At 37.9% G+C, this 24,196-nt stretch carries 23 protein-coding genes; 15 read left to right on the top strand and 8 right to left on the bottom strand.

Features of this window, described 5'->3' with window-relative positions; all coding sequences use genetic code 11:
• The first annotated feature begins 36 nt into the window (after window positions 1-36).
• The 4 genes from GHT08_RS07645 (at window position 37) to GHT08_RS07630 (ending at window position 3,616) form a co-directional block, all read left to right on the top strand.
• Window positions 37-999 carry a D-2-hydroxyacid dehydrogenase gene (locus GHT08_RS07645; RefSeq protein ID WP_163580866.1) on the top strand — a complete coding sequence of 321 codons (963 nt, stop codon included), beginning with the start codon at window positions 37-39 and terminating at the stop codon, window positions 997-999.
• Window positions 1,000-1,022: 23 nt separating this feature from the next.
• Entirely contained in the window at window positions 1,023-1,601 is a 579-nt protein-coding gene (locus GHT08_RS07640) for a YdcF family protein (RefSeq protein WP_163580836.1), read from the top strand.
• 351 nt (window positions 1,602-1,952) lie between these two features.
• Complete coding sequence (locus GHT08_RS07635; protein WP_420370955.1) at window positions 1,953-3,080, top strand: MFS transporter; 1,128 nt, start codon at window positions 1,953-1,955, stop codon at window positions 3,078-3,080.
• A 128-nt stretch (window positions 3,081-3,208) separates the two neighbouring features.
• The gene (locus tag GHT08_RS07630; RefSeq protein WP_163580834.1) at window positions 3,209-3,616 is read left to right on the top strand and encodes a VOC family protein; all 408 of its coding nucleotides are present in this window, start codon (window positions 3,209-3,211) and stop codon (window positions 3,614-3,616) included.
• Window positions 3,617-3,990: 374 nt separating this feature from the next.
• Here the strand turns inward: GHT08_RS07630 and GHT08_RS07625 are convergent, their stop codons facing one another.
• Both GHT08_RS07625 and GHT08_RS07620 read right to left on the bottom strand, forming a co-directional pair.
• A complete protein-coding gene (locus GHT08_RS07625) occupies window positions 3,991-4,467 on the bottom strand; it encodes a hypothetical protein (protein ID WP_238343521.1) in 477 nt (158 codons plus the stop codon).
• A 264-nt stretch (window positions 4,468-4,731) separates the two neighbouring features.
• Window positions 4,732-4,878, bottom strand: a complete 147-nt coding sequence (locus tag GHT08_RS07620) for a BH0509 family protein (RefSeq protein ID WP_163580833.1) — start codon at window positions 4,876-4,878, stop codon at window positions 4,732-4,734.
• 282 nt (window positions 4,879-5,160) lie between these two features.
• Between GHT08_RS07620 and GHT08_RS07615 the strand changes: the two genes are divergently transcribed.
• Window positions 5,161-6,444, top strand: coding sequence for an NCS2 family permease (locus GHT08_RS07615; protein WP_163580832.1), 1,284 nt, complete (start codon window positions 5,161-5,163; stop codon window positions 6,442-6,444).
• A 109-nt stretch (window positions 6,445-6,553) separates the two neighbouring features.
• Here the strand turns inward: GHT08_RS07615 and GHT08_RS07610 are convergent, their stop codons facing one another.
• The 4 genes from GHT08_RS07610 to GHT08_RS07595 form a co-directional block, all read right to left on the bottom strand.
• Entirely contained in the window at window positions 6,554-7,468 is a 915-nt protein-coding gene (locus tag GHT08_RS07610) for a VOC family protein (RefSeq protein WP_163580831.1), read from the bottom strand.
• A 78-nt stretch (window positions 7,469-7,546) separates the two neighbouring features.
• Window positions 7,547-7,843, bottom strand: coding sequence for a hypothetical protein (locus GHT08_RS07605; RefSeq protein ID WP_163580830.1), 297 nt, complete (start codon window positions 7,841-7,843; stop codon window positions 7,547-7,549).
• A 75-nt stretch (window positions 7,844-7,918) separates the two neighbouring features.
• On the bottom strand, window positions 7,919-8,404 hold the full coding sequence (locus tag GHT08_RS07600; protein WP_238343520.1) for an NUDIX hydrolase: 486 nt from the start codon (window positions 8,402-8,404) through the stop codon (window positions 7,919-7,921).
• Window positions 8,386-8,847, bottom strand: coding sequence for a GyrI-like domain-containing protein (locus tag GHT08_RS07595; protein WP_163580829.1), 462 nt, complete (start codon window positions 8,845-8,847; stop codon window positions 8,386-8,388). Before GHT08_RS07595 ends, GHT08_RS07600 begins: the two co-directional genes overlap by 19 nt.
• A gap of 253 nt (window positions 8,848-9,100) precedes the next feature.
• Here GHT08_RS07595 and GHT08_RS07590 point away from each other — a divergent pair, with 253 nt between their 5' ends.
• Window positions 9,101-9,946 (top strand): metallophosphoesterase family protein, encoded by an 846-nt coding sequence (locus GHT08_RS07590; RefSeq protein ID WP_163580828.1) that lies wholly within the window; start codon window positions 9,101-9,103, stop codon window positions 9,944-9,946.
• A gap of 86 nt (window positions 9,947-10,032) precedes the next feature.
• Here GHT08_RS07590 and codA read toward each other — a convergent pair whose 3' ends face one another.
• Complete coding sequence (gene codA, locus GHT08_RS07585) at window positions 10,033-11,289, bottom strand: cytosine deaminase (RefSeq protein WP_163580827.1); 1,257 nt, start codon at window positions 11,287-11,289, stop codon at window positions 10,033-10,035.
• 3 nt (window positions 11,290-11,292) lie between these two features.
• Window positions 11,293-12,546: a cytosine permease gene (gene codB, locus GHT08_RS07580; protein WP_163580826.1), complete on the bottom strand. Its 1,254-nt coding sequence runs from the start codon at window positions 12,544-12,546 to the stop codon at window positions 11,293-11,295.
• A gap of 486 nt (window positions 12,547-13,032) precedes the next feature.
• Between codB and GHT08_RS07575 the strand changes: the two genes are divergently transcribed.
• From GHT08_RS07575 to GHT08_RS07535, 9 genes are all read left to right on the top strand, one after another.
• Window positions 13,033-13,908 (top strand): SMP-30/gluconolactonase/LRE family protein, encoded by an 876-nt coding sequence (locus GHT08_RS07575; RefSeq protein WP_337747248.1) that lies wholly within the window; start codon window positions 13,033-13,035, stop codon window positions 13,906-13,908.
• A 407-nt stretch (window positions 13,909-14,315) separates the two neighbouring features.
• The gene (locus tag GHT08_RS07570) at window positions 14,316-15,365 is read left to right on the top strand and encodes a TRAP transporter substrate-binding protein (protein ID WP_238343519.1); all 1,050 of its coding nucleotides are present in this window, start codon (window positions 14,316-14,318) and stop codon (window positions 15,363-15,365) included.
• A 110-nt stretch (window positions 15,366-15,475) separates the two neighbouring features.
• On the top strand, window positions 15,476-15,988 hold the full coding sequence (locus GHT08_RS07565; RefSeq protein WP_163580824.1) for a TRAP transporter small permease: 513 nt from the start codon (window positions 15,476-15,478) through the stop codon (window positions 15,986-15,988).
• The gene (locus GHT08_RS07560) at window positions 15,985-17,235 is read left to right on the top strand and encodes a TRAP transporter large permease (RefSeq protein WP_163580823.1); all 1,251 of its coding nucleotides are present in this window, start codon (window positions 15,985-15,987) and stop codon (window positions 17,233-17,235) included. The genes GHT08_RS07565 and GHT08_RS07560 overlap by 4 nt, the downstream gene beginning before the upstream one ends.
• A gap of 233 nt (window positions 17,236-17,468) precedes the next feature.
• Window positions 17,469-18,284, top strand: coding sequence for a ZIP family metal transporter (locus GHT08_RS07555; RefSeq protein WP_163580822.1), 816 nt, complete (start codon window positions 17,469-17,471; stop codon window positions 18,282-18,284).
• Between the two features lie 225 nt (window positions 18,285-18,509).
• Window positions 18,510-19,829 (top strand): extracellular solute-binding protein, encoded by a 1,320-nt coding sequence (locus GHT08_RS07550; protein WP_163580821.1) that lies wholly within the window; start codon window positions 18,510-18,512, stop codon window positions 19,827-19,829.
• A gap of 113 nt (window positions 19,830-19,942) precedes the next feature.
• Complete coding sequence (locus GHT08_RS07545) at window positions 19,943-21,724, top strand: sensor histidine kinase (protein WP_163580820.1); 1,782 nt, start codon at window positions 19,943-19,945, stop codon at window positions 21,722-21,724.
• A gap of 1 nt (window position 21,725) precedes the next feature.
• Window positions 21,726-23,243, top strand: coding sequence for a response regulator (locus GHT08_RS07540; RefSeq protein ID WP_163580819.1), 1,518 nt, complete (start codon window positions 21,726-21,728; stop codon window positions 23,241-23,243).
• Window positions 23,244-23,321: 78 nt separating this feature from the next.
• The gene (locus GHT08_RS07535) at window positions 23,322-24,194 is read left to right on the top strand and encodes a carbohydrate ABC transporter permease (protein WP_163580818.1); all 873 of its coding nucleotides are present in this window, start codon (window positions 23,322-23,324) and stop codon (window positions 24,192-24,194) included.
• Window positions 24,195-24,196: the final 2 nt, after the last annotated feature.

Here is a 24,196-nt window from a genome sequence, read left to right as displayed (position 1 = left end):
ATGAAATAATAAAGTACGATTAGAATGGGAGGTTTTATCATGGAACGAACACTCGTTATTAACATGAACATAGCTGAAAACCTGTTCAACGAAATTAAGCAGGTGGTCCCTGACTGGAACGTTATCGCAAACAAAGATACAGAAAAAATTGCGGATGAACTTGTCAAAGCAGAAGTCGTGCTCCATTGGAAAAGGGCCGTCGCTCCGTTTTTGTTGGAGAAAAATGATCGCTTAAAGTGGATTCAAACGTGGAGCGCAGGGGTAAACAGTCTACCGCTTGATGCTTTACAAACTAAAAATGTGACATTGACAAGTGCAAATGGAGTTCATGCTTACCCGATTTCTGAAACAATCTTTGCTCTTATGCTTGGATTAACACGGAAAATTCATACATATGTGCGCCAACAGCAGGAGCAAACGTGGCACAATGCTGGACTAAGATTAGAAATTCACGAGAAAACGATCGGTGTAATAGGTGTTGGTGCGATTGGCCAGGAAACAGCAAAAATTGCAAAAGCCTTTGGTATGAAAGTTCTTGGTGTTCGTCACTCAGGGAAACCAACTGAACATGTTGACGAAATGTATACCCCCGATCAATTGGCTGACCTTTTACCTTTATGTGACTATGTCGTCATTACACTTCCGTTGACAGAGGAAACAACTGGCATGTTCGGGGCAAAAGAGTTCCGTCTAATGAAAAATAGTGCTTTTCTCATTAATATTGGAAGAGGACCAATTGTGAAAGAGGATGAGCTGATTCGAGCGTTGGAAAATCAGGAAGTTGCCGGTGCTGGACTTGATGTGTTTGAGACGGAACCCTTACCGGAAGACAGTTCATTATGGACGATGGAGAATGTTATCGTAACACCGCACACAGCTGGAGCAACAGAACACTACACAGAGCGTGTTATTCGAAATATTTTTATTCCGAATTTAAGGCATTATCTTGAGTCTGGTGCACCAAATGTAAATATTGTAGATTATAATAAGGGATATTAAAATATTGGTTCAGGAGTGGTGGTATGGGGTGGAAAAAGTGGATGTTCCTTTCAGTTCCTCTATTATTGCTAGTAATTGGGTTGATTATCTTAGTTAATTTACATAAACTTCTGGTGTTAGAACAACAACCAAAAAAAGCAGACGCTATTTTAGTATTAAGCGGTGGAAAAGGTGAGCGAGAGGCAGAGGCAGCTAAGCTTTACCATGAAGGGTGGAGTGATACTATTATCGTCACTGGTGCGCTCGTAGGTTGGGAAACTTACACATCAGAGATTATGACGGAGCATTTGATCGAATTAGGTGTGCCGGCAGATGCTATCCACTCATTTAAGGAAGTAACAAGTACGAGAGAAGAAGCCGAACTGTCCATCCCTTTGCTGCGTCAGTTGAACGTTGATACCTTGCTTCTTGTAACCAACAAATATCATTCAGCGCGAGCGAAATGGATCTTCCAAAAAACATTGAAAGATGAAAATATCGAAGTCATTTCCGTCCCTGTTCGTGAAGATGTTTATGACAATAATTGGTGGAAGGATCATGAATCAAGAAAGCACGGGGCAAGTGAGGTACTAAAATTTATTTGGGAACTTTTGCGACTATAACCAAAAAAGGAAGTAGGATACCAAACCTTACTTCCTTTTCATATACTGTTCCATTGCTTCATCAGCCCTGCCAGCTACTACTAGACAGCAATATAACACGAACGTTATCGACGACATTACTCCACCGATTATCCACCACATGTTGCATGACCCTTTCTTTCTCCGAAGTACATGTATCATTTTTTACCAATAAGTTATAGGATATACCTTACTTAATAGGCATAATGTTTTCATCGGCATATGTCTTGCGTTATAATATGTTTCGACTATCGAAATAAAGGAGTCCTGCTTGTGAGTCAATCGCTAAAGAAAAAAGAGAAGATTTGGACAAAGGATTTTGCCTTGATTTGTATGGCAAATTTTTTTATCTTTTTAGGATTTCAGATGACGTTGCCAACGATTCCACTGTTTGTCCAGCACTTAGGCGGAAGTGATGAGTTTATAGGCATCATTACTGGTATTTTTACTTTTTCTGCATTACTTTTACGTCCGACTGCCGGACATGCGTTGGAAACTAGGGGAAGGCAGTTTGTCTATATGATTGGTTTGGGGATTTTTGTTATTTCTATTGGATCTTATGCGTTTATTACTAGTATTGTCTTTTTGTTTATTCTGCGTTGTGTCCAAGGGTTAGGCTGGGGCTTCTCGACAACAGCTACTGGTACCATTGCGACAGATTTGATTCCAGAAAGTAGACGGGGAGAAGGAATGGGCTATTTCGGTCTATCCGGTAATATTGCGCTTGCCTTCGGGCCAGCATTAGGACTTACTTTATACGGTTATATTTCATTTACGACCTTGTTTTTAATTTGTTCAGCATTAGGGTTAGTAGCGCTTTTGTTGTCTAGCCAAATTAGATATAAACCTGTTGACCCGGAGGCGAAAAAGGTAGTTGCTCCAAGGTTTGATGTATTGGAAAAAAAGGCACTGCGACCTTCGCTACTATTATTTTTTATTACAACATGTTTTGGTGGAATTGCTTCATTTCTGCCGTTATATACGGAGCAAGAAGGAATAGCAGGAATCGAGGTTTACTTTTTAGTTTTTGCGATTTTCTTGATGATCACGAGAACATTTGCCGGACAATTGTATGATAAAAAAGGGCATATTGTCGTGTTTCTTCCAGGGACGTTTTTAATTTTAATCGCTATGGTATTATTAGCTTGGCTACCAAATTCTTTTGTTATGTATTTAGCTGCTGCTTTGTATGGCTTGGGTTTTGGTACTGTTCAACCTGCACTTCAAGCATGGGCAGTAAACCAAGCGCCGGATAACCGCAAAGGAATGGCAAATGCGACTTTCTTTTCTTTCTTTGATTTAGGTGTTGGAGTTGGTGCGATTGGATTTGGTTTCATTGCTTCCGGTTTTGGTTACAGCTATATTTACATGACAGGTGCCGTCTCAGCGACGATTTCGATTTTGTTGTATGTATATTTGTTGGTAAAAGATAGGAAAGTTCGGGAGAAAGGAGCGGTTTGAGGAGATTGATGGATAAAATAAGACGAATTTTCAGGCTGTTGAGACCTATCTCTTAGCAGCTATTTTGTTAGGAATCTGAGTAATGTGTTAAAATAAAGAAAGCGATAACAATAAAAGGGGGAGAAAAGATGATTAAAGGTATCAGTCATACTGCGTTTACTGTTCAAAATATGGAGAGATCATTAGAGTTTTATTGTGATCAATTGGGTTTTGAAAAGCTGTTTGAATTACATAATCAAGATAATGAGCCGTGGATTATTTATTTAAAAGTTTGTGAAGGACAATTTATCGAATTATTCTATGGAGGTAAGAAACAAACTACCATAGATGGTGAGACTATTGGTTATAATCATTTGTGTTTAGAAGTAGACGATATAAATGAAATTGCAGACCACTTAAAAGAAAAAGGGTTAACATTAGATGTAGAGCCACAGCAAGGATTAGATTTAAATCATCAATGTTGGATAAAAGACCCTGATGGTAACCGGATTGAATTCATGCAACTACATCCAGATTCTCCACAATTAAATAAATAGACTTATCCATCAAAAGAAAATGATGCAGAGAATTGTAACTTAATAGTTTCTATTATTATTGATTATAATTTTCTACAGTTCGCATGTATCCAACGCAAAAGAGCAAAAAGCCTAATTCCGTATCTTTAGCGAGAAATTAGGCTTAAGTACTTTTACAAACGTCGACTAGGAGAAAAATTTACACCTCTAATGAGAGATTTGATAATTTTTTGATGCTTTTTTCACGTCCTGACCAAAGAGCATACCCTAACCAAATTAGTGCTGCTCCCATAGGTATGGCTAATAGCCGGTCGAGTGGATGGGGGATGATTGCAGCAGCGAGTGTCACCACTGCAGCAATAGCAAGCAGGGCTGCGGCCAACCGTGGTAAGACATTAGCACGGAAAGTAGCGATCCCTAGCAAAAGGCCGCCAATTGTATACAGTCCTCCTGCTATCGGTGCTAATGCCAAGATTAACCTCGCTTTCATTTCCGCCAAAGATCCCTAAGAAACCTGCCACATATTCCGGAGTATCTTTAGTGAGCATTGGTAATACAAAAGCTTCGATGAAACTAAATGCCGTCGAATCTAACCAAAATAGGCTAAAGATTAAAAATCCAACTAAGCCAAGCCATCCGCTCTCTTCTACTTGTCTCGAGTAGATTCCAATGATTCCAATTAAGTTAAAGATGGACATCGCAACTGTCAAGCACGCAACTATTACCCAGGAGTCTGAGTTTACTGAAGATATATTATCTGCTGGGTGGTGAATAAACTGAATGACGATGTATAAAATCCCTGCCAAAATAGCGAATAAGCCTGTCCAACGAATGAGACCTGTTTTTGTGATCCTTCCCTTATTATTGATCATTTGTTTTATCTCCATCTTATTTTAATTATCAACAGATTCTTAAGATCTGATATGATAACAACTTACCATTCCTGGATTACTTTTACTTTCCATATTTTGCTGTAATGAGGAAAACAATAATAAATAGGATAAAGAAGAAGTCCTTATCTTTCAATTCGATTGATTCAGACGGCAGCAATTACAAATGGGTTTACAGAGACAGCATTAAAAAACAGCTCTCGGATTCATTCAACCAAGAGCTGTGAATATATTTTATATTTCATCTTACATTAAATCATATACAGATTCCTCGAAATAGAGCCAGTGAAAATATTCTATTTGCTCGTCTGTCATGTTTAAGATGGTTTCTTCAGTAAATTTGTTTTTCTCTAGTAGGTGTTCCATTTTGTCATTTCTTTCTAATTGGCTCATATGAAGTCCTCCTCATGCTCTTCTTTCAAAGAGTTATACATTTTATGAAGCGTTTTCATGCTGTTGTCTTTATTATAAATCGCGATATGAGATAATACAAATATCAATTTGAGAACTATTGGACATGAAGCGATATGAGGTTGTTATAGTTAGCAGAAATTCTGTGATTACTGGGCCGATTGGCAAATTAGAGTTGACAACTTCCTTAAATTTAATACAATATAAGTTGGCTCTTTTATTAGAGCGGGTCGGGAGAGGGATAATTGAATAGAAGGAATTACATTGAGAAAAGATATTTTTCAATTAAGACAACATGAGACTAGCGTAAAACAAGAATTGTCTGCGGGATTAATCGGGTTTTTCACGATTGCTTACATTATTGCAGTGAATTCCTTGATATTATCAGAAGCGGGTGTTCCTTTAGAAGGAGCAGTACTAGGAACCATCCTTACTTCTTTTGTCGGTTGTCTGATAATGGGGCTATATGCCAATGCTCCAATTCTAGTCGTTCCAGGTATGGGGATCAATGCAATGTTTACTTATACGCTTGTACAGTCGATGGAGCTTACGTGGCAGCAAGCGCTCGGAGTTACTACTGTATCTGGTCTTGTTTTCACATTGATTGCATTTTCATCGCTGACAACGGTGATAAAAAATGCGATTCCGGAATCGATTAAGCTGGCGATCAATATCGGAATTGGACTATTTCTTATGTTGATCGGTTTAGAGAAGGGGCATCTAGTTGAGCGCGGCGATCAATCTATTATTGCCTTGGGAGATTTCAGTGATCCTGCTGTCTTTGCGACAATCGTTACGTTTATCATTGCGTTAATATTATTTATTCGCAATGTCAAAGGTAACTTCTTATGGACGATACTGTTTGGAACTGGAATTGCTTTTTTATTAGGAGTACTACCTTCTAAAACAAATGAGTCATTTTCCTTGCAAGGATATCAGGAAGTACTTGGAGCTTTTTCTTTTGTCGATTGGGCAACATTACCGTATTTAGTTGCGGTATTTTCAATTACTATGGTGGTGTTATTTGAGAATGTTGGTTTAACGTATAGCCATGTAGCTGCAACGAATCGCCCTGAGAAGTTTAAAAAAGCTTTTCAGGCAAATGGAATCTCGGTTATGTTATCTGGTCTTTTTGGCTCGAGTCCTACCGTATCAACTGCGGAAACAACGGCAGCTATTACGGCAGGTGGCCGAACAGGATTAACGACGATTACGACAGGTTTCTTGTTTTTAATTGTTACGTTTTTTATTCCATATATCCAAATGATTCCTGCCAATGCGATTGCGCCGGTATTGATGATCATCGGAGGACTTATGATTCAAGATATAAAGAAATTAGATTTGCGTGATCTAAGTGAGTCTTTCCCTGCGATATTTATTATTGCGATGATCCCTTTCACCTATAGCATTGCAGATGGAATTGCGATTGGATTTATTCTTTATGTGATTTTGAAATTAAGTACAGGGAGTGCACGAAAAGTATCCTTTACACTTTATGTGATCGCTTGTCTGTTTTTACTTCATTTCATTATTCACTTTGCTGTTTGAGTCTTTGAATTTTCAAAGGCTCTTTTTATAATGGAAAGCTTTATAGTATTAAAAAAGGAAGGCTTTTCGCTATGCTTGTCGATAAGCCTTCCTTTTCTTATGGATATTACTACCTCGTATACGCTTTATGCAACTCCGCCACATCAAGTTTCTTCATTTTAAGAGTAGCTTGATTAACACGTTCAATTTGTTCTGGTGTGCCTTCTCTCATGATTTCATTCATTGCCTTTGGAACTATTTTCCATGAAATTCCGTACTTATCTTTTAACCATCCGCATTGTTCGGATTCAGGAACCGCAGACAGTTTGTCCCAATAGTAATCAATCTCATCTTGTGTGTCGCAATATACCATGAATGAGACTGCTTCATTGAAATTGAATGCATGATCTTGAGCACTGTCCATTGCCGCAAACCAATTATTTTCGAGCATGAAGTCCGCAAACATAATTGTTCCTTCCTTATCAGGCTCCATCCCTTGAGGGTAGCGGACAATTTGTCCCTGCCGTGAATTTTTAAATAAGGACAAATAAAATTGAATCGCCTCTTCCGCTTTTCCGCATCTTTCTCCAACAAACATTAGCGAGGGTATTATTGTCGGGCGCTCTTCACCTTCTGGATCGGAGAGGATTAATTGCCAGGACAGACCATACTTGTCTTTAATCCAACCATATTTCTCGCTAAATGGATATTTATCAAGTGGCATTAATACCGTGCCACTTTCGGACAATTGGTTCCAAACGTTATCTAATTTCTCACTCGCGTCTTTCTCTCTTGAAGGATCAAAATTAACCATAAAAGACACTGACGGATTAAATGTGAAATAAGGCCCTGCGCTAATTGCCATGAATTGGTGTCCCCAGAGCTCAAATGAGATTAAATCAGCGTCACCTGATGGAGTATCTTTAAGAACTGTACGATTTGTAATTCTGGAGTCAGGAAAAATAGTAGTATAAAACGTTGCTGCTTCATTCGCTTCCTTGTCATACCATAAATGGGGAATAATATCTTGATTAAGTATGGACATAGAGCTTCCTCCTTTTTGTTTTAGTTTACCATTTGGATTCGGGGTGTGTTTCTTATAGATTGCTATATCCACCATGGTTTAGGGGCCAAAAATATAAGTCCCCCAAAGGAAGTAAAATGGAAGAAAAAATAAGATGACAATTGCTAAGTTACCAAAGCATCCAATATTCCCTGCAATTCTAGTTATGGAATCAACTGGTTGAGACTTGAGAAGTAACCAGCCAGTAAATCCAATAATAAAACCAATAACACTAAGTCCATAAAAAACTATATAGGTTGAGCCAAACACAGAAATATTTAATAGAGCGCTAGAAATCGAGAGAAGCAAAAAGATAAACCCTAACCAATTCCATGTTTTCACAGATGTCTTTAGCAAAAAACTCTCCTTTCTTTAAACAAAGATTAGATTAAAGAATATGAAAGAGGGATAACAAGAGCGCTAAGTCTAACATCACCATTCATCAAAGATAATGCTCAAATAATCTCCATGACCACGTATAAGCTTCACTTCATCTTTTGATGAAATCCAAAAGAAATGAAAGGTTAGTCCTTCTTCCTCTCCTCCACCTGTTGGCTGGTAATTCCATTCATCGGGTGCGTCAGAGATATTTATTTTGTAAAAAAACCTATGATGAATAGCTCCATCATTATTTTTCCAGTAGTCTTCCGCAATCAATTGTTCCACTTCAAAATGTTCCAATCCTGTTTCCTCTTGAATTTCTCTAATCACAGCATGATGTGTTTCTTCTTCATTCTTTATTGTACCTTTTGGTATTTGTATTCCAGCTTCAGAAATAGAATGTTGAAAAACCAATAATTGCATTTTTCCTTCTCTAAGCCTTGTCACATAGCCGTAAGCTTTTTTTATCGGAATCAGGCTAATCTCTCCTTTTAAAAGAAATAAAAACTTATAGCATATTATTCTATTGGTATCCAAATCTCCATCTCATACTCATTTGTTTCTTCTTTTTCGAACATATTAGTTGCTACAATTTCAATTTCGGGCATTCCTTTTTTTATATTATAACCTTGCTCTTCAAATATGTTCCATAGTTTTCCATAACTATTTGGAATTTCTTTAGCATGACCAATATGTTTAAATACTACATATTTTTGTGAAGGAAAGGTATGTAATGTCATTCCTTGTTCAACTTTGTGGAAATCAACAGACTCTATCTCCATGCCACAAGTGTAGAAATAATGGTCACTTCTTGGCGGAAGACATACTCCAACTATTTTACTTATCTTGTATTTACTAAAAAAACGATATGATTTCTCTAATAATTCCGGAATAGGATTAACAATATTTCCATCCCATTTTCCAGCTCCGCTAAAACCAATTAATACAAATGAACTTTTGATAGCTTCTTTAAATTCCATATTCTCGTCCTTTGCTTCTCCTTATTTTCCCGTAGGTGCTTGCATAATAGCTACATGTCTGCCTGCTGAGTTAGGGAATGGAGTAAGAGTTCATTAATCTTTTTTTATACAAAACATACGTTCTGATTTAATGATACCAAATTTAACCTAGTAAACAAAGATAAATATCTTTTGTAGTAAATTTACGTTTTTTTACTAAATGTTTATGTTCAATTAACATTAATAAGGTATTCTTTAACTAAGGAGGGATTAGATGAAATTTGCTGTTATAGGTGACTTGCATTTTCCAAAAGTTGATTCTAGTGTTGAAGGATTAGAAGAAGCGAAGAGGGATTTCTATCGTTCTTTTCTAGATCATTTTCTTGGTAGTGAAGCGGATCTACATATTTCTCTTGGTGACTTAACTCATTATGGTCCTACAGATGAGCTTGAAGAAGTTTATCAGATCATTAATAGTAAAGATAGAAATTTCTATCATGTATTAGGTAATCACGATTTGTATGCACAATCTATTGAGAATGTCTTAAAAATAACTGGTCAACCTTTATACCATACCATTGCTAAAGGAAATGCGATTTTTGCCTTCTTGAATACTGCAAAAGAAATGGATTATGAGGATTGGGGTGGATCAATTAACCAAGAGCAATTGGCTTGGTTAGAAGAAGTCGTCGAAGCATCTGGAACAAAACCACTATTTGTCTTTGCACACCATCCGGTATACAATACAACCTCCCGCTCTGATATCGATAAATTATCTATTGACTCCAACATAGATATGTGGCGCGTCTTAGAAAAGAAAAAAGGGCAAGCTGTTTACTTTAATGGCCATAACCATCAAAACTCTATAGTGCACCAAGGTAACTGGACATTTGTGCAAGTTGCGGCTTGTTTAGATGAGCAAGCATGGCGTGCGGTAGAGCTCACAGATAATCATATCATCATTTCCCATCATAAAGTCACTAATCCTCTAATGTCGAACCATGCAGCATTTATATCCGAACATATGAATTATTTTCACCCTACACCAGAAGCCTCAGGTACAGAGAAAGATATACAATGTGTACTTCCTATTCATACAGTTAGTGAAATAACATCTTAACATGTATAAATAATATATAGTGCTAGTTAAAAGGGATTGGCCTAGGTCTATCAAAGGCTTAAGACAATCCCTTTACACGGTGCACATTATCGTTCAAAATCAATTGTTTCTTCTACATCTAAATAAATAGCTGTTTCTTTTGGCTTCGTGCCTGCTAGCTTTACACCATTCCGATAAGATGCTAATACTTCTGCTTGTTTTCGAACCGCATCATAAATATTGCTGGCATTTAGGATGATGAAATTAGCTGGTTTGCCAACTTCTATTCCATATTTATCTTGGATATCTAGGGTTACCGCACTATTTTCTGTAATGAAATCAAAAGCATTTATAATCTGATGGTATCCCATTAAATGCGTCACATGTATTCCCATATGTAATACTTGCAGCATATTCCCTGTTCCAAGTGGATACCATGGGTCAAAAATATCATCATGCCCAAAACTAACGTTTAATCCTGCTTCTGTTAATTCTTTCACGCGGGTTATACCACGTCGTTTTGGGTAATCATCAAAGCGCCCTTGTAAGTGAATATTAACAAGTGGGTTAGCAATAAAATTAATCTTAGCAAGCCCAAGAAGCTTCATCAATTTCGATACATAGGCGCTATTATAGGAATGCATAGCAGTTGTATGGCTAGCTGTAACTCTACTGCCTAAGTTACGTTTATATGCTTCTGCAGCGACAACCTCAATAAAGCGAGATTGCTCATCATCGATCTCATCACAATGAATATCAACTAAACGATTATATTTTTCTGCTAAATCAAATGCAATTTTCATGGATTCCACACCATATTCACGAGTGAATTCAAAGTGTGGAATTCCACCAACAACGTCAGCACCCATTCTTAATGCTTCCTCTACAAGCTCAGCACCATTTGGATAAGACAAATAGCCTTCTTGAGGGAATGCAACCAACTGAAGGTCAATATATTCCCTCATTTCCTCTTTTACTTCCAACAATGCTTTCATCGCCGTCAATGTTGGATCACATACATCGACATGCGTTCGAACATGCTGTATACCCTGTGCAATTTGCCATTTTAACGCTTTTGTCGCTCTAGCTTTGACGTCTGCAACCGTTAGTGATTTCTTTCGTTCGGCCCAAGTGGAAATCCCTTCGAAAAGTGTACCACTTTCATTCCATTTTGGCTCACCTGCTGTTAATGTCGTATCAAGGTGAACATGGGGTTCAATAAAAGGAGCACTCACTAATTTACCTTCTATATCTAGTGCGCCTTCTATGTCTTTTGCTTCTTCTATTTTCGAAAACTTTCCATTCTCGATATAGATATTCCATAGCCCTTCTCGTTTTGGCAATGTTGCATTTTGAATAATCACGATTTATACCTCTTTTCCTAACACTATACTTTTCTCTGTTTTAAATACCTTCTCTGTTACTAGTGTCAAACCTACATATAACATAATTGCACCTATTATGCCATTTAATGGTGGTATTCCTGGTAACCATTGTGCTGCTGCAAATCCACCTACCCAAGCAATTATAGCAGGCCAACGAATCACTTGAAATGCCATTTCTTCTAATGCTGGATAGCGACCTTTTCTTAACAAGAAGAAGTCAGCTAATAGTATAGCACCAATGGGTGGAAGTGCTGCTCCGAGTAAGGTTAACCAACCAACAAAATTATTATATAGCCACATGGCAAAGATAGTCCCGACAATTCCATTGAAGATGACTACTTTACTTTTCTTAATTTTTGTTATATTGGAAAAGCCTAGGCCAGAAGCGTATAAGGAATTATCGTTTGTTGTCCAAATATTTAACCCTAATACGATAATGGCTGGTACAATCAAGCCTTGGACAAACATTACTTCTGATATATCACCGAGACCAGTTGAAATGGCACCTACCGCACCGAACAGAAACATTAATGAGTTACCGATAAAAAAGGCGATTAATGTTGTGATAACAGCAGTCTTTTTTGTCTTAGCAAAGCGAGCAAAGTCTGGTGTTAATGTCCCACCACTTGCGAAGGATCCGACACAGATAGTAAGTGCTGCCGCTAAGCTCATCGTTGCTTCCGGTTGATAGGCAAATAACTCAGGTAGCCCACCTAAATCACTTATCGCAATACCAACAGACACACTTCCAAGAATCGCAATTGCTGGAACTGCGACCAAGCTCAGAATGGCTAATGCCTTCATCCCAAAGAAAGCAGAAAAAGTCATGACAATTCCCGAAATAATGATTAATGTTAACATATCAATGCCTGTTACTTTATTAACTGGTACGGCAAACATGGCTAATCCGACACCAAACCAGCCTACTTGTGTGGCACCTAATAAGAAAGAAGCTAGATAAGACCCCTTCTCACCAAAGGCATAACGTGCAAGTAAGTGAGTAGATAAACCTGTTTTGGCAGCTATATAAGCGAGTCCCCCTGTATACAATCCAAGAATCAGGTTTCCTAGTAAAACCATCCATATAAATTCTACCATCGTTAAACCAAGTCCTAATTCTCCACCAGAAAGCATACTTGCAGAGAAGAACGTAAATCCTAGCATCACGACAAACATTTTTAAGAAGCCATTTCGATAGGAGTGTGGTACTGCTTGAAGTGAAAATTCTTTATCCATTATAAGTTCCCCCTTGTCCTATTACTGGTACCAGCGTCGAGCAGTTTATTCAATGATAAGAGACAATGATAAGAGAGGGGAAATTCTCATACAACGAGTTTGGAAGATTTCCCACCAAGCTTATTAACAAAAAAAGCTTCCTGCCCGACTGACAAGAAGCTTTTGACAAATAGATACATGTGTCTTGTAAATATATACACGTGTAGCCTATTTTCCAATCCGTTGTCCTTGTCAGCCTCACGGGACTGAATTAAAGGTACCAATATTTAATTGAAGTTATTATCTCAAGATTGTCGATCTTTGTCAATAACAGAATCATGGATTATTCAGGTTGCTAATCCGTATAATCATGTTCTTGGTTCATGCTACGTTTTCTGCATGCTATAATAAAACTAGAAAATATAATCGCTAAATAAAGTCTATAGCATTGAAAAACCATTGATATAGGTTCGAATATCTGAATGCGTATGAAAAGGGAGGAAAATCATGATGAAAGCAGAATTAGTTTATGAGTTCAAAGCATTGCTCGGCGAAGGTCCTTGTTGGGATGAAAGAAAACAAGTTTTGTTTTGGACAGATATTTCAGGTAAGGCCATTCATCGGTTCAATCCGAAAACAAGGCAGAACGACACATTTGAGATCGATCAGATGGTCGGTGCGGTTGTTGTGGCTGAAGATGGGCGATTAGTTTTGGCAGCGGAACATGGTTTTTATTTTTATGATACAGAAACAGGACAAATGACCCCAATCCATGATCCGGAAGCTGACAGACCAGATAATCGATTCAATGACGGGAAGGTCGATCCTGCGGGTAGGTTTTGGGCAGGAACGATGCAAAAGAATAATAATGATCCTGAAGGTTCGTTGTATTGTTTAGATCATGCACTTGAAATAGAAACAAAACTGTCTGGACTGCGAACTTCCAATGGCATGGCGTGGGATTTGGAAAAACAACAAATGTATTTCATCGATACACCGACTAGAAATATTTATGTATTTGATTATAACTTGGAAAGCGGAACTATTACGAATCAACGTGTAGCCTTTCAGTTCCCCGCAGATTATGGTTTTCCAGATGGGATGACGATTGATGCGGAAGGTATGCTCTGGATTGCAGGGTGGGGAGCAGGAAAAGTAAGTAGTTGGAATCCGGATACAGGAGAGGTTTTGTCTACGGTAGAAGTACCGGCACAAAACATTACTTCATGTGCTTTTGGCGGAGATGATTTTGACACACTTTACATAACAACTGCAAGAGAGGGTATGACTGCTGAGGGACTGGCCTATCTACCGCTGTCTGGAAGTCTATTTTCTATTCAACCTAATGTAAGCGGATTGCCAGCAAATCGGTTTAAAAACTGATACAGAGCATAACAGAAGTCCCAGAATGAGTTTGTGATTTTGGGTTCTTCTCCTCTATTATCTACCTGGTATACAATGAAAACACAGTAAAAGAGTCTAATCAGCCGACTAAAAAGGTTGACGGTGTTACTTTTGTGGAATATAAGGACGGTAAGGCTGTGTATGAGGTGGAATCTGGGAGCTATGAGTTCCGGTCTATTTTAGAGCAATAAACAATAGAATACCCGAAATAGATTACGTATTTTCCCTGATTAATTCTTAAAGAGTTGATCAGGGATTTTTGTATGCTTTTCATTTACAAGGAGATTATGTTCACTTTATTAATTAGTTATTTTTCAGGACGAGCTTCATATAGTGAGTAAGGGGAGGTAATTATAGAGAGGGGTTTTGGTATGAAGGGGCTTATTATGAGTATGATGGTATTGATTTTACTCACATTGGTTGCTTGTGGTTCTTCAGAAACGGATGGAGATAATGATGGTGGCGATACAGATAGTGACAACACCGAAACCAATGAGGAAACAGAAGCTAATAACGAAGATGATGAAGCATATGTCTTGAAATTTGCGCATGTGGTCAGTCCTTCTACAGCAAAGGGGAAAGGGGCAGAGAAATTTGGAGAGTTACTGGAAGAGAGGACGGATGGGCAAATAACAGTAGAAATTTATCCGGACTCTCAACTGGGCAGTGACCGAGAGATTTTGGAGCAAATGCAATCTGGTACAGTTCATATGAATGCTCCGTTCACTGGTGTTCTTCCAACTTTTGTAGAAGAGTTTGAAGTATTTGATCTACCTTATCTTTTTGAAGATCGAGAGCATGCATTTGAAGCAGTGAATGGGGAGTTAGGGGACTATCTAAGTGAGAAGTTAGAGGAACAAAACTTAAAACTAATTGGTTTCTGGGATGGCGGGTTTAAGCATTTTACAAACTCGGAAAGGCCGATTGAAACGCCAGAAGATTTAGATGGCTTAAAGATGCGTGCGTCACAAAGTCCTTTATTAATCTCACAATTTAAAGCCTTAAATGCAGGTGGGGTGTCCATCGACTTTTCTGAACTGTATACTTCCTTGCAAACAGGTACTGTCGACGGTCAGGAAAATCCTTTGTCGAACGTTATTAGTCAAAAATTTTATGAAGTGCAAGATTATGTCACGTTAAGTGCACATGGTTACATGGGATACCCTCTTATCATTAGCCAGTCTTTCTATGACAGTTTGTCCGCTGATCTGCAGGAAGCGGTTGAAGAGGTGGCAATGGAGGTAACGGAATGGCAATGGGATGTGTCAGCAAGTGATGAAGAGGAGTATATGCAGATATTAGAAGAGTCTGATGTGGAAATAAATGAGTTGACTAGTGAGCAGAAAGAGGCTTTTAAGGATGCTTTAAGCGGAGTATATGATGAATTCCATGATAAATTTGAGGATGCGGATAAGATCATTGAGTTAATTGAATAGAAGGACATCATTAAGGTGGGATAAGAGCGAGTGATCGCTCTTATTTTGCACTATAACCATGTATTTAATTAGATGGCTGATAATATAAGCTAAGTTTAAGGGGGCTTTGTATGAGCAAGGTCAATCAGTTTATTAATCATATCGAAGAAGGTATTGCTGTTATTTCTATGATAATGGCTTCTATTTTGATTTTTATACAAGTGGTATTACGTTATCTGTTTAATTATTCTTTGATTTGGTCGGAGGAGACTGCTCGCTTTTTAATTATTTGGCTAGTTTTGATTGGTAGCAGCATTGCAGTCAGGGAAAAAGGACATGCGACAGTTGATGCACTAGTTACCTTTCTTCCGCCGGCAGGAAAAAAGGTGTTTTCTGTCTTCGCTAATTTAGCAGGGATTGTTTTTTGCTTGATCTTGATATGGACAGGTGTTGAGATGGTTTCCAGTGTAGTGGAGCTCGGAAATGTTACACCAGCATTAGGTGTACCAATGGCGATACCGTATTTGTCCATTCCAGTTGGTGGAGGGTTGATGCTGTTTCGTTTTCTTCAAATGCTATTTATAGATGTGAAGCGGTCTTATTCTGATGAGGAAGAGCACCCAGAGGAGGTCGTGGAGAAATGATTTTATTCATTTTTATCGCTTTGCTGTTGATTGGTGCACCGATTGCTATTGCTATTGGAATAGCTAGCTTTGTGGCGATGTATCAGCAAGGAATTTCAATTGATGTCTTTGCACGGACACTTTTTTCTGGGATTGATTCCTTTACATTGATGGCAATACCATTTTTTATTTTCGCTGGAGATTTGATGTTGTCTGGTGGAACATCGAAAAGAATCATTGATTTTGCTCGTAAATTGGTTGGGTGGACGACTGGTGGATTACCAATCGCAGGGGTGATGTCCTCCATGCTATTTGCGGCATTGTCAGGTTCTAGCCCCGCTACAGTAGCAGCTATCGGTGGGGTTATGATTCCTTCTTTACGTGAAGCGGATTATTCTAGAAATTTCTCTGTTGGTTTAATGACAGCAGCCGGATCTCTAGGGATTATCATTCCTCCAAGTATTACACTTCTGGTTTACGGTTCTGCTGCTGAAGTGTCAATTGGAGATCTGTTTATTGCAGGAATTATGCCAGGGGTTTTTATCGGTCTTGTTTTAATTGTAGTCAGCTATCTGATTGCTAAAAAACAAGGGCATCAGCCAGAGAAGCGAGTAAGCTTCGGAGAACTGATACGATCGTTCTTGAACGCATTTTTAGGGATTTTGTTACCAGTTATTGTGTTAGGTGGTATTTATATTGGTGTTTTTACACCGACAGAAGCGGCTGCTGTAGCAATTGTTTATAGTTTGCTAGTTGGTTGTTTTGTGTACAAAGAACTTACATGGAAGAAAATATATCGTGTAACTCGAAAAGCTGTCATTACCTCATCCATGATCATGTTAGTGATTGCAGCATCAAATGTGTTTAGCTGGTACCTAACTTATGAGAATATTCCAAAAGAAATCGCTGCCTTTTTCTTAGAATATGCAGATACTAAGATTATTTTCTTGCTTATGGTGTTTGTCATTTTGTTAGTGGTTGGGATGTTCATGGATACAAGTGCAGCAGTATTAATTTTTGTTCCGTTGTTTTTGCCGATTGTATACGAATTTGGCATTGACCCGATTCATTTTGGAATTATTATGATTGTTACCTTAGCGATTGGGATGTTAACACCGCCATTTGGACTCAATCTTTTTGTTGCCTCAGGTGTGAGTAAAACGCCTTTTTCTAATGTTGTTCAAGGAACCTTTCCATTTATTATCGTTCTGATTATTGCTGCGTTGTTTATTTTATTTATTCCGGGATTGTCTTTGTTGCTGATTTAAACTAGTGATGATCAAGAAATCATAGATCGTTTTCTCTCATCTAAAGTTCGATACAAATTCAAACTTACTGGAAGATAAGATTAAAAAGGACAGTACCATCAACTAGGTACTGTTTCTTCTTTTTTCTGGAACTTTAAATTTAGATACTAGTAAAATTAGTGTTAAACTGTAGTAACTAGTTATTTAAAATAGTGTAACTCTCTAACATTTAAGGAAGGGGACCTATCTTCATCATGATTGAATTTTTTCAGAATTTTAATCCAATCATACAAGCACTTATCGCTACTTTATTTACTTGGGGAATGACTGCATTAGGGGCGAGTCTCGTTTTTGCAACGAAAAGCATCAATCAACGATTAATGGATAGTATGTTGGGATTTGCTGGTGGTGTCATGATTGCTGCTAGTTATTGGTCTTTGTTAGGTCCATCGATTGAATTATCTGAAGGAAACACAATTGGAGCGTGGTTTCCAGCAGCCATTGGTTTTATGTTAGGTGGTGTTTTCTTATGGGGGATTGATAAGATTTTACCCCACTTACATCCTAATACCCCTGTTGAAGAAGCGGAAGGAATTCATCAGAAAAAAAGAAAAAGAAGTACACTGCTAGTACTTGCGATTACGCTGCATAATATCCCAGAAGGTCTGGCAGTTGGCATTGCTTTCGGTGCCCTTGCAAATGGCGGAACAGAAGCTTCTCTAGCCGGTGCTATTACATTAGCACTTGGAATTGGTATCCAAAACTTTCCCGAAGGTGTCGCAGTTTCGATGCCATTAAGAGCGGAAGGGATGTCCCGAGCTAAAAGCTTTCAATACGGACAATTTTCGGGAATGGTCGAACCGATTGCTGCTGTCATTGGTGCATTTGCTGTTTCCTTTATTGAACCATTATTACCGTACGCATTAAGCTTTGCGGCTGGTGCAATGATCTTTGTTGTAGCAGAAGAAGTGATTCCAAGTTCACAAGAAAAAGGAAATAAAGATTTGGCTTCGATGAGTTTAATGATCGGATTTACATTAATGATGATTCTTGATGTAGCACTAGGTTAATTGATTTCAGGATATCTACTTAACGAACAGAAACACGAGCATCCATCCTGATGTTCGTGTTTTGTCGTAGTTAGCACGCTAATAGGAGTTTGTAACTTCATTCTTATGGATGTATTTTAGTAGATTATAAATTATTGGATATTATATTAACTTTGTTGGATTTTTTAGAATGATAGGATGTGAGATAATCCTTCTGAAAGCGATAACAAAATGGAGGGTTGATTTATGAGTAGGTGGAGCAAGCATGTATTTTTAGGATTGATTATTCTATTCATTAGCTTATTAACAGCATGTTCAGGAGATAGTGGAGAGGAAACGGCATCCGATGATGGAGATAGTAACGCAAATGACGATGCTGTTGAATTGACATTTTGGAAGTCAGAAGATGTTGGTCGAGCAGATTACCAAGCATTTATGGATATTGTAGAAAAATTTGATGAAGAGCATCCAGACATTGATCTGCAGGTGGATACGACACCTAATGCCGATTACCGAACACGTTTAAATACACAGGCTGCTGGTGGACAATTACCTGATGTGTTCCAAGTATGGCCGGGAGCAGAGTTAGAGCCGCTTGTTGAGGGTGGTGCCGTGCAACCAATTGACGACATTGTCAGCTATTGGACAGAAGAAACAGAATTATTGGATGAAGAGGATTTTGAAGACTTTTCGGTGGATGGTGAGCCTTATGCAGTACCAGCTAACACCAATCCAACACATATGATCTTTTATGATAAAGACATGTTAGCAGATGCAGGGTATGAGGAGTTTCCGTCAACATATGAGGAATTTCTACAACTCATAGATGACTTGAACGCGAATGATATTACACCAATGGCATTAGGTAACTCAGATGCTTGGGTCTTGCAATCGGTTTATATTTCTACGATTGCTGACCGATTTACCGGTAATGATTTCTTAGAAGGTGTTGCAAATGGTGAAAGGGCATTTACTGATTCTGATTTTGTACAATCACTGGAAGTCATTGATGAACTAGTAAAAAAGGAAGCCTTTAATGAAGATTTGAACACAATAGACAGTTCGCAAATGATTGATTATTTCCTTCAAGGAAGAGCAGCAATGGTAATGGACGGTAACTGGGGTATTTCTGCAATTTTGGAGAATATGCCAGAAGATAAAAATGTTGGCGTTTCCATGATTCCGCTAAATGATAAAAAGACGATGTCAACTGTAGCAGGAACAGGTGTTGCGATAAACAGTGAGTTGGAAGGAGAAAAATTAGAGGCAGCACATACATTCTTGCAATATGTTTACAACCAAGACTTGTGGGAAGAACTAATTAAAGTTGGTCGACCGGTTATTGCAAATGTAGAGGTGCCTGATGATGCAGAACTTCATCCACTACAAGAAGAAATGCTCGACTTAATTGCAGAGTCTGATCCAGCACCAGTTTATGATGCAACATTGATCCCGGCGGTGAACGATCAATTAGAAAATGAACTGCAATCGATAACGGTCGGTGGTTCGACTCCGGAAGAAGCAGCTGAAAACATTCAACGTGTACAAGAAAGTGAACAGCAGTAGTTGATAGCATGAGCAAATAAGTAGAGTGTCTTACGGGATACTCTACTTTTTGCGCATATGAAAGTGTATACTCTACTTATAATGAAAGATGGAGTAAATAGGAGCAAATAAATATGCGATATATTGATTATATTAAAAACAGCTTAAAATGGAAATCGGTTATTATTTTTCTTCTGCTTGTTACCATTCCAAGCGGACTTATCGGATCAATTGTTCTCTATCAATCTAACAAAATATTAAAAGAACAGATCATTACGACGACTCATCAGAATTTGAATAATATGGAGTCTCAACTGACTAATGTGATCGATGAAGTGGAAGAAATCTCAAGGTATATGATTTACAGTCAGGAATTTCGGGAATTTATGACGTCTCCGGCCGTTACGGGGGAAGATTATAACCATTTAAATCAAGTTCGTAACAATCTCAATGGTTTTTTCGTTTTCCATCAATCGGAAAAAGATTACTTTCATTCTGTTGAAATCGAAGGGCAAAATAAACAAGTACTGTCTGTTGGCGAGGCTGTTGAAGGAAATGAAGCTCGATGGATTAAACAGGCAAAGAAGAGAGAAGGAGAAATACTGTGGACCACGCCTTATCCTTTGTATAATCTACGAACCAGCCAAGATGAAGAAGTGATCAGCCTCTATCGAGTTATTAACAATCTATATAATATTCGAGAGCAAATCGGACTTATCCGCATTCGTCTTGATCTACAATCACTTTATCAACATGTGACAGAAGGTTTTACAAGTGAACAGCACCAAGCCTTTCTTGTTCATAATCAGAAACAAAATATTACGTCTTCAGATATCGGACCGGAATTTAGCTATCAAGCATTTATCGATCATATTCAATCAGAAGGAGAAAGTTTCCAATTAGAATCAAATGGTGACGTGTATTATGGTGTTTCGAGATATATCGAACCGATTGATATGCATTTAGTTTCAGTAGTTAGTGAAACCTATATTTTATCAGAAATGAAAGACATCCGATCTACTTTTGGTTATATGATTTTGATCGCAGTGTTTATGGGATTAATGACGTTTGCTGGGTTTGTATTCTTTGTCGTTCGTCCAATTCTGGAATTAACAAGAGAAACAAAGCGGTTAGAGCTTGGAGACTTTACTGCACAGGTGAAAGTTCGATCGAAAGATGAAGTAGGTCAGCTAGGTTATCGATTTAATTCAATGGTTGAGCAAATTCAGCGGTTAATTGACAATAAATATAAACTTGAAATTCAAAATAAGTATTCAGAATTGAAAGCGTTACAAAGTCAAATTAACCCCCATTTTCTTTATAATACGCTAGACATGATTCGCTGGACAGCTCGATTGGAAAAGGCACCGGAAACGAGTAAAAGCATTGAGGATTTATCGACGTTGTTTCGGATTACACTTAGTCAGGGCAAAGTATGGATTCCCTTAAGAGATGAACTAAAATATGTCCAAAGCTATATGGAGCTGCAGAAGAAACGATTAGGTGATACTTTTCAGTATGCCATCTTTATCGAGGCAGGATTAGCCGATAGTATTGTTCTCAAATTAATTCTGGAACCACTTGTGGAAAATAGCTTTAAACATGGCTTTCCACAATCACAAGAAAATAAAAATATTACGATCCGTTGTTATCTAAAAGGTGAGGTAATGATGATTGATTGTTTAGATAATGGTAACGGAATAGATACGGAAAAAGTTAGGAAAATGCTTGATACGACAGAAGAACAAGATAGTTATGCTTTGAAAAATGTTCATGATCGTATTACCAATTCATTTGGCAAGGATTTTGGGATTGAGTTAATAGATGTGGAAGAAGGGGCATGTGTCAGATTAAACCTTCCTCGGATAAAAGATGAGCGAATATTGAATCAGCTAATAGAAGGAGATGACAGATGAAATGACATTAAAGATGTTGATCGTAGATGATGAACCGTTAATATGCCAAGGGTTATCCGATACAGTTCCTTGGGAGGAAGTAGGTATCGATGTGGTCGGTGCTGCTCCTAATGGCAAGAAAGCATTGGAAATAATGGAGAAAGAGAAGGTTGATATCGTGATTACTGATGTCTATATGCCTGAAATGGATGGCCTTCATTTGTCGAAAGCAATTGTTGATTGTTTCCCTGATGTGACTATTGTTATGATTAGTGGTTATGAGGAATTTGAGTATGCACGCCAAGCACTTCGTATGGGTGTCCAGGATTATTTATTAAAACCAGTTGATATTGATGAATTAATGACATTAGTTAAGCGGGTAAAACAACAGATGCAAGATACGAGAAAGGAGGAACAGGTCAAGCAAGAAACATTGTTAACCAACTATTTGACTCAGCAGCTATTTCATCTGCCTGATAGCTATCATCTCGCAGAAAGAATCCAAGATCAAGCATATCCGTTTCGTCTTATGTTACTGGAGACGATAAATTATTATAAAACAGATCAATCATTATTATCATCCAAGCATATAAAACACGTTATGGATAAATACGAGGTGTCTTCCATTTTTATCGAGACACATGAAAACCAATTAGCCCTATTTCTTTATGATGACGAGGAGATTTTGGATCAAGCAATCAACCGTCTCACTTCTGCAATGATGGAAACTTTGGATAACGAAGTTGTTATCGCTATTTCCTCCAGTTGTCAGGATTTAAACCAGATTTCTGTTCTGTATGACGAACTAAACAAGAGGTTAAGCTTTTATCGTGGTACAGCCACCAAGGTAGTGACGGATTTAGAAGCTATCCCGCCTGAAAAACAGTACAACTTAGACAAACAATTAGTTGTAGAGATTAGTGATGCTGTATTTCAACAGGACAAGGCAGAAGCAACGAAAAAGGCAGATCAGCTATTTACTGAAGTATCACAAAAACAGCTAACCCTTGAGCAAATAAAAGATGTATGTCTGGATCTGCTAGATTCTATCAAAGAAAAAGGTCAGGAGACTACTTTTGAACAGCAAACTTTTAGGCTGAATAAGGAAATCGATTTACTTATTTTTAATGGTGTAGAGGCTCTTCAAACCTTACTATTAGAAGATCTAGAAGAAATGATTGATTATCTAGAAATCTCGTGCGACAATCACTGGATCATTCAACAAGCCAAGCAATATATTGAGAAAAACTATCAGAAAGATATCAAAGCAGTGGAGGTGGCGGAAGCTCATTATATTACCCCCAATTATTTCAGTATGCTTTTTAAACAAGAGACAAGTTACAGTTATTCAGAATACTTAAATACGATTCGAATTAATAAAGCAAAAGAGTTGCTTACCGAGACCTCCAACAAAGTGTTTGAAATAGCGGAGTATGTCGGATACAGAGAGTATAAATATTTTGTTCAAGTATTTAAAAACTATGTTGGGATCACTCCTACGCAATTTCGTCGGCTCCATTCCATAGAAAAACAGATATAATGTTAACTTTATAGGATTTTAGAATAATGTAAGCCCTTTTATAATGAAGGAAAGTTAGTAGTTGCAGGGAGTGATCACATGCATTTATTAAAGAAACCGTGGATTATCGCGGTGGGTGTTATACCAGCTTTGGTGATTTATTTAATTTTTAGCATTGTTCCAATCTTTATTTCTTTCTATTATTCGTTGATGTCATGGAATGGTTTTTCGGAAATGCAGTTTATTGGTTTAGCGAATTTTAAAGAAGTATTTCAGGATTCTGTTTTTTGGGTATCAGTAAGAAACAATATATTAGTTGTCCTTGCCTCTGTATTTGGCCAAATTCCAATAGCTTTAGCATTAGCGCTATTGTTGAATCGAAAAATTAAAGGTGCTAAATTCTTTCGAACGATCGGGTTTATGCCAGTCGTTATATCTACTGTTGTTATTTCGATTACCTGGCGTATGATCTACAATTCAGAATATGGTATGATTAATAACTTTTTAGAAGCAATAGGGTTAGGGTTTCTTCAGCAAAACTGGCTTGGTGATCCAACATGGGCAATGGTTGCTGTTTGTATCACGATTATCTGGCAGTTTGTTGGGTTGTATTTTATTATTTTTCTATCTGCTTTGCAAACGGTACCAAGTGAAATATTAGAAGCAGCCGATTTGGATGGTGCTTCCGAATGGCAGAAGACTATTCATGTGGTGCTTCCGTCGATATGGAATATTATTTTAATTTCGGTCGTTCTATGTATCAGCGGAAGCTTGAAAACTTTTGATTTGATTTTTGTGATGACTTCAGGAGGACCAGCCAATTCAACAGAGGTGATGGCCACTTATATGTATGGTAAAACCTTTGAGGGGCTTCGTTACGGCTATGGTAGCGCGATTTCTGTTTTAATCTTTGTCTTTAGTATTGCTCTTATCCTGATAACAACTAAATTACTCCGTAGAAGAGAGGTGTAGGT

Source organism: Gracilibacillus saliphilus (assembly GCF_010994085.1).
Taxonomy (GTDB): domain Bacteria; phylum Bacillota; class Bacilli; order Bacillales; family Amphibacillaceae; genus Gracilibacillus; species Gracilibacillus lacisalsi.
The sequence above is the reverse complement of the archived record's forward strand: the minus strand, read 5'-3'. Positions and strand labels throughout refer to the sequence as shown.

Coding starts and splice junctions, on each gene's coding strand:
- GHT08_RS07610 (WP_163580831.1), bottom strand. CDS start 7,468: ATGTCCATACTTAATCAAGATATTATTCCCCATTTATGGTATGACAAG.
- GHT08_RS07565 (WP_163580824.1), top strand. CDS start 15,476: ATGAGCAAGGTCAATCAGTTTATTAATCATATCGAAGAAGGTATTGCT.
- GHT08_RS07625 (WP_238343521.1), bottom strand. CDS start 4,467: ATGATCAATAATAAGGGAAGGATCACAAAAACAGGTCTCATTCGTTGG.
- GHT08_RS07575 (WP_337747248.1), top strand. CDS start 13,033: ATGATGAAAGCAGAATTAGTTTATGAGTTCAAAGCATTGCTCGGCGAA.
- GHT08_RS07560 (WP_163580823.1), top strand. CDS start 15,985: ATGATTTTATTCATTTTTATCGCTTTGCTGTTGATTGGTGCACCGATT.
- GHT08_RS07630 (WP_163580834.1), top strand. CDS start 3,209: ATGATTAAAGGTATCAGTCATACTGCGTTTACTGTTCAAAATATGGAG.
- GHT08_RS07555 (WP_163580822.1), top strand. CDS start 17,469: ATGATTGAATTTTTTCAGAATTTTAATCCAATCATACAAGCACTTATC.
- GHT08_RS07635 (WP_420370955.1), top strand. CDS start 1,953: ATGGCAAATTTTTTTATCTTTTTAGGATTTCAGATGACGTTGCCAACG.
- GHT08_RS07570 (WP_238343519.1), top strand. CDS start 14,316: ATGAGTATGATGGTATTGATTTTACTCACATTGGTTGCTTGTGGTTCT.
- GHT08_RS07550 (WP_163580821.1), top strand. CDS start 18,510: ATGAGTAGGTGGAGCAAGCATGTATTTTTAGGATTGATTATTCTATTC.
- GHT08_RS07590 (WP_163580828.1), top strand. CDS start 9,101: ATGAAATTTGCTGTTATAGGTGACTTGCATTTTCCAAAAGTTGATTCT.
- GHT08_RS07640 (WP_163580836.1), top strand. CDS start 1,023: ATGGGGTGGAAAAAGTGGATGTTCCTTTCAGTTCCTCTATTATTGCTA.
- GHT08_RS07545 (WP_163580820.1), top strand. CDS start 19,943: ATGCGATATATTGATTATATTAAAAACAGCTTAAAATGGAAATCGGTT.
- codB (WP_163580826.1), bottom strand. CDS start 12,546: ATGGATAAAGAATTTTCACTTCAAGCAGTACCACACTCCTATCGAAAT.
- GHT08_RS07620 (WP_163580833.1), bottom strand. CDS start 4,878: ATGAGCCAATTAGAAAGAAATGACAAAATGGAACACCTACTAGAGAAA.
- GHT08_RS07535 (WP_163580818.1), top strand. CDS start 23,322: ATGCATTTATTAAAGAAACCGTGGATTATCGCGGTGGGTGTTATACCA.
- GHT08_RS07540 (WP_163580819.1), top strand. CDS start 21,726: ATGACATTAAAGATGTTGATCGTAGATGATGAACCGTTAATATGCCAA.
- GHT08_RS07595 (WP_163580829.1), bottom strand. CDS start 8,847: ATGGAATTTAAAGAAGCTATCAAAAGTTCATTTGTATTAATTGGTTTT.